We start from the raw sequence: 6,524 nt of genomic DNA on the forward strand, positions 1-6,524 counted from the left end.
ATAAATTTGTTTTTGTAAAATATTCGCTTAATCTGACCGCTTGTAAGTGCCAAAAAAGTTTTTTACATCAATCACATCACGCTCTATTTGTGACTTCAATTCATCAAAGTTTGCAAATTTAATTTCTGAACGTATTTTCTTTAAAAAACGGACTTCAATAGCTTGTCCATAAATCGAACGGTCAAAATTAAATATATGTACTTCCAACAACGGCTTCGTGCCATTAATTGTCGGGCGATTACCGACATTGGCAATGCCATTAAAGGTTCCGTCCGCAGTTTCAACTTGAACCGCATAGACGCCTTGAATTGCTGTAACTAAACGGTTGAGCATAATATTTGCCGTTGGAAAGCCGATAGTTCTGCCGATCTTATTGCCGTGAGCTACACGACCACGAATAGCATAGGGTTTACCCAACATTTTTTCTGCTAAAGCCAAATCATCATGTTGTAATGCTTGGCGAATAAGCGAGCTACTAATACGCTCTTTATCTAAACAGTGACTATGAAAATCTTCAACTTCAAAACCAAATTGCTTGCCTGCATTTTGCAAACTTTCAAAGTTTCCTGACCGCTTGTAGCCAAACTGAAAATCATCACCGACACTCAAATACTTCACATTAAGTTGATTTACCAATAGTTCTTGAATAAATTCGCTCGGTTGAAGCTGTGAAAAAGCCTGATTAAAACGCATACAGAGTAAATAGTCTACTCCAACCTTTTCTAATGCAGAAATCTTATCACGTAAACGCATTAAGCGTGCAGGTGCAGAGACGTTGCCTGAAAACTTTGCGAAAAACTCTCTTGGTTGTGGCTCGAAGATCATAACAACTGAAGGCGCATTCAAGATTTTAGCTTTTTCAATTAAACGATGCAGAATTTGCTGGTGTCCTAAATGAACACCATCAAAATTTCCAATCGTTAATGCACATCCCTGATCTAAATCGGGGAGATGCGCAAGGCTATGAATGCGTCGAATTAATTGCATTAGTTATCAGTTTTAGTTTTTCAAACAAAAAATTATTCCCGATTATACGGGGAACAGAAGAAAATGGGAAGAAAAGGCATTAAAGATATTACAAATTCTCCTAGAACAAATTCATAGTAACGTATTGAGAAAACGCTTATTTATGTGTCAAAACACCTTAAGTTAACGTAAAGATTACAGGTTTAGATTCCTATTACTAGCGTTTTTTGTTATTTTTTGCCTTAAAGCTTATATTTACATTTAGGTTAAAAAACATGAAGATTTCGACAACACAGCGTATGTTATTATTCATTTTTACTGGACTACTGAGTACCTTCTCTCAAGCAAGTTCACTAAAAACGATTCTACAAAATAATTTATCTTCTGCCCCTGAAATAAAAGAGGCTATTGCTAACATTGAAGCAGCACAGAACAGAGTTGAGCAAAGTAAATCTCAACACTACCCAATTATTAGTGCAACAGGTTCTCAAGTATTGAGTGAATATCATCGTTACCAAAACGACTACCAATCACGGAGATTGACTCCTGGATTACAGATGGAAGTCAATTTATATTCCTTTGGCGCCATTGAAAAAGATATTGAAAGAAGTAAAAAGGAAACTGAATATTATCAACATACTTATTCTGCAACCCGGGAAGAGCTTGCCTATATCATTAGCCAGCTATATTTAACTGCATTGAATATAAAAGAATCTATCTCTGTATTAGAAAAAAGTATGAAACGCCATCAGGATATTATCAAAAATTTAAAGATCATTTTTGAATATGATGAAGGTAGAGAATCTGAATTAGTACAAGCTGAAAGCCGTATGTTAATGGTACAACAAGAGATCAATAGCTATCGTCAAAAATTAACATCCACATTAAATACTTTATCCAAATATACTAATCAGAAGGTGACAGAAAAAGATCTTGCAAACCCATTTGATAAATTAACTGAAGATAGACTTTATCAGCAATATACTATGCAAAATGCACAAGAGAATCCGCTTTATAAAGCAAATATGGCTGATTATGAAGAGAAAACCCTTTCCGCTGAAGTAGAAAAGAGAAAACAGCTCCCTAAACTGAATCTTATTGGCTCTGCAACCAAAGAAGATAGACAAATTGGTATGCAACTTTCTTGGGATATTTATAATCGTTCTAGTAGTTACGGAACCCGAGAAAAAGCTAGCCAAATTTCTGCAAGTAAAGCTCGCTTACAACGTGTGATCCGAGACATTGAAGATGGTGCAAATATCGCGAAAATCAATATTCAAGAGAGTAATCTTCAGCTAAATGCACTGAAAAAACAGATGGTGTCTTCCGCTAAAGTGGTCGAGTTTTATCGCCTTCAATTTGATATTGCAAGACGCTCTTTACTTGATGTACTGAACGCAGAAAAAGATCTCTCTAGCGTAGAATTAGCATATAGTTCAACATCCCATAACTTACGTATGTCCATACTTGATTACTTATATTCACAAGGCATGATCTCAACTTGGAGTAATATAAAAGATCAACAAAATATGTTACCTAATCTTAAATAACGCTTATTTAGATTAAATTCTGGTTATAAAGAAATGAAACAAATTATAGAAAATTTATCCCTAGCGACACAACTATTAGGCGGAAACTTATCTGTTGCAACCCTAGCAGCCCACACTATTCGTACTGAAAATATGGGATTAAACTTTGGTTCTCTGTGTGAGTATCTCAAAAGTGAAGGGTTTGATAATACGATATCTAAACGTGCCTTAAAAGATATTCCAAGTCTAGCGGTACCTGTCCTTTTATTCCTAAAAAATGAAGAAGCCGCATTAGTAGTAGAAATTGAAGAAAATGATGACGGGCGAAAATATAAAGTACAGCTACTTGATGGCTTATCTCAATGGTTTACGGAAAGAGAGTTAGAAAATAAGTATCTACATCACTGTTGGTTTATAAAGCCAAGAGAAAGCGTCGATACTCGTTCAGACTTGCCTGAATATAACTTGCCTAAGGCATGGTTTTTCAAAGTGATTTGGCGTTTCAAAAGTTATTACTATCAAGTTATTTTATCTAGTTTTATTGTTAACTTTTTAGCTTTAGTCAGCTCGTTATATGTAATGAATGTGTATGACCGAGTGATTCCGAATAAAGCATATGATACCTTATGGGTTCTAAGTATTGGCGTAATAATTGCGATTGTTTTTGAACTTATCGCCAAAATGCTACGTTCTTATCTTACGGATATTGCTGGGAAAAAAGCAGATCTTATTATCAGTTCTGCATTATTTAGACGCATACTGAATATCAAATTACAAGATAGACCGACGTCATCAGGATCTTATGCCAACAACTTAAGGGAGTTTGAAGCTGTTCGAGAATTTATGACAAGTGCAAGCTTGCTTACATTGGTTGATTTTCCATTCCTGTTATTATTCCTATTTGTTATGTTTATTGTGGGCGGAAAACTCGCTTTAGTCCCCATGATGATTATTCCTGTGGTTATTATTGTTGGTTTAATCGCTCAAATCCCCCTTTCACGCTATATCAACGAATCTATGCGTGAAAGTTCACAACGCCAAGGACTAACCGTAGAAGCCATTGAAGGGTTAGAAACCTTAAAAACGAATAATGCATTAAACTGGGCTCAAAAACGCTGGGATTTTTTTACAGCAAAAACGGCTTCATCATCGATTAAAGTAAAAAATACTAGTAATTTCATCACCAATTTCACGATGATGATGCAACAGTTAAATACCGTTTTTCTCGTTTTATTAGGAACCTATTTAATTCATAGCGAAGATCCTAGTAACAAAATTACTATGGGGGCCCTTATCGCATGCGTGATTCTCTCAGGTCGTGCTCTTGCACCATTAAGTCAAATTGCAGCACTAACAATTCGTTTTCAACAAGCAAAATTGGCATTACAAGGTATTAATTCTATTGCTGAGCGACCAACAGAACGAGATGTTGAAAGAAACTATATAACGCTCAATTCAGTTCGTGGCACACTACACTTTAATAAAGTAAATTTTGGCTATAGTAACGAGAACCAACTTATCAGAGATCTGAATCTAGAAATTAAGCAAGGAGAAAAAGTCGCTATCCTAGGAAAAATCGGCTCAGGGAAATCAACATTACTAAAATTGGCAACGGGGCTATATGAAGCACAGCAAGGTAATATCACTTTAGATAATATCGATCTTCGCCAAATAGATCCGCAATTTCTGCGTAACCAGCTTTTATTGTTAGAGCAAAATCCACGCCTTTTTTTAGGTACACTACGTGAAAATCTTGATTTATCGCGTATGGATGGATTCTCCACAGACCAAGATCTATTACAAGCCTTGGCTCGATTTGGTTTGCTCGATCTCATTCGTAATCATCCACGAGGTCTAGATATGCCACTAGGTGAAAATGGCTTAGGTTTATCTGGTGGGCAAAAACAAATGATAGCCTTAGCGCGTATGACAATGAGAAATCCGAAAGTCGCTTTATTAGATGAACCAACAACAGGATTAGATCAAAACAGTGAAATACAAGCATTACAAGGCATTGCACAATGGGCTAGGGACAAAACATTAGTGATTGTCACCCATCGCTCACAAGTATTACAAATTGTAAACAGAATTGTCGTGATGGAAGAAGGTAAGGTTGTGCTTGATGGACCTAGAGATGTCGTCCTAAAACATCTATCTAAACAACCAAACAAGCATACAGAGTCTGAATCTGCAAAAAAATCAGAAGAAGTGACCGCTTGAGAACTACTATATAGATATTTTCCCATTGATTTTAGAGTAATTAATAATGGATAAGCATAATAATTTAACAATCTCAGCCAAGAATCTTAATAAAAAGGATCTCCGTTTATTAAATGATTTAAATGCAGCATTGCAGCAAGAAAGTCATCGCTCAATATTTGCAACAATCTCTCTACTTTTCATACTTCTTATCGTATTTGTTATTTGGGCTTATCACAGTCCAGTTGATGAAATCACTCGTGGGCAAGGTAGTATCATTCCAAATAGCCGTGAGCAAGTGATTCAAAGTTTAGATCCAGGTATCCTAAAAGAGATGTTGGTAAAAGAAGGTGATACTGTTGAGAAAGATCAGATTCTACTTAAATTAGATGATACTCGAAGCTCTGCTGTTTTACGTGAAAGTCAAGCAAAAGTAGAAAACTTAGAAGCACTCTCTGCTCGTTTACAAGCTGAAGCCTATGGGACGCCACTTAGCTTTTCAGATAGTATTTCAAGCAATCTTCAACAAAGAGAGAGAGCTATTTATCAGCAGCGTAAAATTGCCTTACAAGAATCACTAAAAAGCCTACAAAGTAGTAAGGCATTGATTGATCGTGAAATTAAAATGACTGAGCCTATGGTTGCTAAAGGTGCGCTATCAGAAGTTGAATTACTACGAATGAAACGCCAATCTAGCGATTTACAGTTACAGATGGTTGAACGAAAAAATAAATATGTCACGGATGCAAGCTCAGAACTCACTAAAATTAGTGCCGAACTTTCTCAAGCAAAAGAAAATATGGCAATGCGAGCAGATCCTGTAAATCGATCCTTTGTCCGATCGCCATTGAAAGGGATTGTGAAAAATATCCGTATCAATACCATTGGTGGAGTTATCAATGCAGGGCAAGATATTATGGAAATTGTCCCTGTAGAAGATACGCTATTGGTTGAAGCGTATATTAGTCCAAGTGATGTTGCTTATGTTCGTCCTGGAATGCCTGCGCTAGTTAAACTTACCGCTTATGATTATTCCATCTACGGTGGTTTAGACGGTATTGTTACATTACTTAGCCCAGATACTTTACATGACCAGAAAAGACCAAATGATCTAAAATTAAATCCTAATGAAGCCTACTATCGAGTTATAGTAAAAACAGAAGGTAGCCATTTAGTCGATAAAGACGGCAAAGTGATGCCAATTATTCCGGGAATGATTGCTTCTATAGATATTAAAACAGGACAAAAAACTATTTTTGAATATCTCATTAAGCCAATTACTAGAATGAAGCAAGCCTTACAAGAGAGATAAAGTTAATACTTTAGCGGATTATAAAAAATCAAAGTCTCTAAGATAACATGGTTATGCTTCTTGTATTCCACAACCACAATATACATCTTAATACCCTTAAGCTTGAGATTAAGGGTATATTTTTTTACAGAAAAATCAGCTGACTTATATAGCAGTGATACAAAACTCAAAATAACCCTTGGAGATAGTTTCTCCCCACGCATTAAATATTGAGTGTTATTTTGGATAAGGATCCCAACAATTACACTGGATTTGTGCAAGTGCTGCCTAAAATCGTAAACTCTCACATATCACAAGCGGTCAGATATTTTCCATCATTTGTAAAACCTTTCCCCAATCTCCCCGCTTGTCTACCCACCTTTTTGCTTTTCGTCTACTATGTTTCCCCATCCCCAAACGCAAAAAACCGCAAGCTATCTCTAACTTGCGGTTTTCTTTGGTATAAAACCCTGATGGTGCCCTACTCTCACATGGGGAAACCCCACACTACCATCGGCGTTACTGCGTTTCACTTCTGA

At 36.2% G+C, this 6,524-nt stretch carries 4 protein-coding genes; 3 read left to right on the top strand and 1 reads right to left on the bottom strand.

Features of this window, described 5'->3' with window-relative positions:
* Positions 1 to 27: 27 nt before the first annotated feature.
* The gene (ribF, locus tag C5N92_RS09960; RefSeq protein WP_111750698.1) at positions 28 to 987 is read right to left on the bottom strand and encodes a bifunctional riboflavin kinase/FAD synthetase; all 960 of its coding nucleotides are present in this window, start codon (positions 985 to 987) and stop codon (positions 28 to 30) included.
* 254 nt (positions 988 to 1,241) lie between these two features.
* Here ribF and C5N92_RS09965 point away from each other — a divergent pair, with 254 nt between their 5' ends.
* Genes C5N92_RS09965 through C5N92_RS09975 form a run of 3 tightly spaced genes read left to right on the top strand, consistent with a single transcriptional unit; the run spans position 1,242 to position 6,006 of the window.
* Positions 1,242 to 2,516 carry a TolC family protein gene (locus tag C5N92_RS09965; RefSeq protein WP_111750699.1) on the top strand — a complete coding sequence of 425 codons (1,275 nt, stop codon included), beginning with the start codon at positions 1,242 to 1,244 and terminating at the stop codon, positions 2,514 to 2,516.
* Between the two features lie 33 nt (positions 2,517 to 2,549).
* Complete coding sequence (locus tag C5N92_RS09970) at positions 2,550 to 4,715, top strand: type I secretion system permease/ATPase (protein ID WP_111750700.1); 2,166 nt, start codon at positions 2,550 to 2,552, stop codon at positions 4,713 to 4,715.
* Positions 4,716 to 4,761: 46 nt separating this feature from the next.
* Positions 4,762 to 6,006: an HlyD family type I secretion periplasmic adaptor subunit gene (locus tag C5N92_RS09975; protein WP_111750701.1), complete on the top strand. Its 1,245-nt coding sequence runs from the start codon at positions 4,762 to 4,764 to the stop codon at positions 6,004 to 6,006.
* The last annotated feature ends 518 nt before the right edge of the window (positions 6,007 to 6,524 follow it).

It is taken from the genome of Glaesserella australis (genome assembly GCF_003260095.1).
Taxonomy (GTDB): domain Bacteria; phylum Pseudomonadota; class Gammaproteobacteria; order Enterobacterales; family Pasteurellaceae; genus Glaesserella; species Glaesserella australis.